2 protein-coding genes are annotated in these 2,903 nt (G+C 35.9%); one reads left to right on the top strand and one right to left on the bottom strand.

Annotation, left to right across the window (positions count from 1 at the left end; genetic code table 11):
* Positions 1–783, top strand: a 783-nt coding sequence (locus tag CXF89_RS18840) for a GGDEF domain-containing protein (protein WP_145990846.1), incomplete at its 5' end; no start/stop codon positions are given.
* A gap of 371 nt (positions 784–1,154) precedes the next feature.
* Here CXF89_RS18840 and recN read toward each other — a convergent pair.
* Entirely contained in the window at positions 1,155–2,828 is a 1,674-nt protein-coding gene (recN, locus tag CXF89_RS18830; RefSeq protein WP_007584560.1) for a DNA repair protein RecN, read from the bottom strand.
* Between the last annotated feature and the right edge of the window lie 75 nt (positions 2,829–2,903).

The raw sequence follows: 2,903 nt of genomic DNA, 5'->3' as shown, positions 1-2,903 counted from the left end.
CTTACAGGAGGAGCACAAGGTACAGGGCCTATATGGATATTTATAGTGTCTCCTGTTACTTATTCAATTCGAGGGCTTAAACGAGGGACGTTTGATATTGTTTTATTTTTATCTGCGATTGTTCTCGGTTTCTATTGCGCTGATACATTTAATATATATGACTATAATCCTGAGCAGTTTCCAGTCAGAATCATACTCGCTTTTATAATTGTTGCATCGTTGAGTGGTTATTACGAATTTTCAAGAGAAAAATACAGCAGTAAATTAATTGCTTTAAGCCAAAAAAATGAATTTTTAGCAACTATAGATCCACTCACTAATCTGCCAAACCGTCGTTTCACTATGAATAAGCTTATAGCTTTTAAAAATGAGCTTAAAAATAATAATATTCCGTTTGTAATATTATTAGCTGATGTAGATAATTTTAAAAAAATTAATGATCAATTCGGCCATGATTTTGGCGATGAAGCTCTTATCCATTTAGCCAAAACATTTGAAAATAATATTCCGCAAAATGCGATTGCTTCACGTTGGGGCGGTGAGGAGTTTTTAATTGTGATTCCAAATGTAACCGTTGATGAGGGCGAGCTCGTTGCAGAAAAAATCCATAATGCCCTTAAAGCTTCAGCTGTAAGCTTATTTTCAGATAGTGTAAATATAACGCTAAGTATTGGCATCACAGCTGCAAACGCTGAGCGCTCAATTGACCTAGATATTAAGCAAGCTGATGAACTACTTTATAAAGCAAAAGAGCAAGGTAAAAACAGAACGTGCTCTTTTTAAATGTTTATTTACTTTAGTCCATTGAAAACGAATCAAGGGATGGCCTTATTTTAGCCTTTCTGCGTTTTAAGCTCATGTAGCATATTACAATACACGCAATCTGCATTGTAATTAAAACCCAATAACTAACACCTAAATCACTTAGTCCATTTATTTTTTCGCTAGTAAAGTAATAGGCCACAACGATTAGTTGAAAAACTAAAAAGCTATTTAAAAACTTAAATAAACGTTGTTTAAAACAAGTATGTTTATATTTACTAAATATAATTAAACAGGTGCTTAGTACTAATAACAACCAACTTAAAATTATACAAAAATCAACTAAAGTACTGTGCATTATTTAATCCTTGAAGACGTTATTTACTAACACATTAGGCGTGAGCCATTATTAGTTCTTTAGCATTTGCTTTAGCTGTTTTGCTTATGTTATCGCCGCCAAGTAAACGGGCTATTTCATTAATACGGCCATCTTTATTTAAAGGCAGCATATGAGTAAACGTTTCGCCTTGTGCTATTTCTTTAGCTACAAAAAATTGCTGATGTGCACTACTGGCAACTTGCGGTAAATGAGTAACACAAATTACTTGAGTTGATTTACCTAATTGGCGTAATAACTTACCTACAGCAGATGCCGTTGGGCCAGAAATACCTACATCAACTTCATCAAAAATAAGCGTTGGGGTTGTTACTTTTTGGGCAATAATTACCTGTATAGCAAGACTTATACGAGAAAGCTCACCACCTGATGCTACTTTAGCTAATGGCTGAAGTGGTTGCCCCGGATTAGTTGATACTAAAAACGAGACATTATCAAAGCCTAGGCTGTTTGGTGTACGATTACTCTCTTGAGTTAAGGCTATTTCAAAAACACCGTTTTCCATTGATAAGTTAGCCATGCTTTCACTTATTAGTGTGTTAAGTGTATTAGCATATTCGCAGCGGCTTTTACTTAATTCATCAGCAGTTTGCTTGTAACTAAGTAACGCGCTTTCTATTTCTGACTCAAGCTGCTCCAGACGATTACTATTATTACTTATTGACTCAAGTTCTTGAGCAATCGATTGATGAAACTCAACTAACTGCTGTGGTTTTATATGATGCTTACGCGCTAAATCCATAGCGCCACTTAGCCTATTTTCTACTTCAACTAAGCGTGCCGGGTCTAAATCTGCTTGCTCAGTGTAATTGCGCACTTCGCGGCTTGCTTCTTCAACTTGTACAGCGGCTTCGCTAAGCATAGCAGCTACGCTTGCTAAACTTTCGTCATATTGAGCCAGTTCGGTAAATTGTTGAGCGCTGTGCTGTAGTAATGAGCAAGCGTTTTGCTCATCACTTTCATATAAGTGTTGTAACTCACGTTGGCACGATTCTAATATTGTTTGGCTATTGCTTAGTTTGTAATGCTCAGCCTCAATTAAATCAAACTCATTTTCTTGTAATGCAAATTCATCAAGCTCAGCAACTTGATACTCTAACAATTGTTTTTGCGCTGCTTGTTGCTGCTGTTGTTGTTCTAAGTGTTTAAATTCTTTTTGTAAGTTAGCAAACTGTTTATAGTTTTTATTTACTGAGTTTACTAAGTGGTGATGCCCTGCATAGGCATCTAAAAGCTGTAACTGATGCTCAGCTTTTAATAAATATTGGTGGGCATGTTGTCCATGAATAGATATTAAATATTGACCAAGTTCTTTTAATTGTGATGCGGTAACTGCACTACCATTAATATAGCTTTTACTACGGCCATTTTTACAAACAACACGACGTAATAAGCACTCGTTGTCAGAAGTGCTTAGCATATGTTGCTCTAAAAATGCTTGAGCAAGCGGTAGATCTGTTAAGTCAAATTGTGCACATACTTCTGCTTTATCAGAGCTTGGGCGAACTGCTGATGCTTCAGCACGCTCACCTAAGCATAGCGATAGGGCATCAATAGCAATAGATTTACCAGCACCTGTCTCACCTGTGATCGCAGTCATACCGCTGCGCCATTCGGTGCTTAAATTACTTACGATTGCAAAATTTTTAACTTCTAAACCAATTAACATACTGTTTATCCATCCAGTCAATTAACTGTTAATTTATACAGTGTTTTGGTTTTTTGCAAATTAATTTTTTATTAT

It is taken from the genome of Pseudoalteromonas sp. MelDa3 (assembly GCF_002863625.1).
In the GTDB taxonomy this organism is placed as follows: domain Bacteria; phylum Pseudomonadota; class Gammaproteobacteria; order Enterobacterales; family Alteromonadaceae; genus Pseudoalteromonas; species Pseudoalteromonas arctica.
Note: the sequence above shows the minus strand (reverse complement) of the source record. Positions and strands in the feature narration are given on the sequence as shown.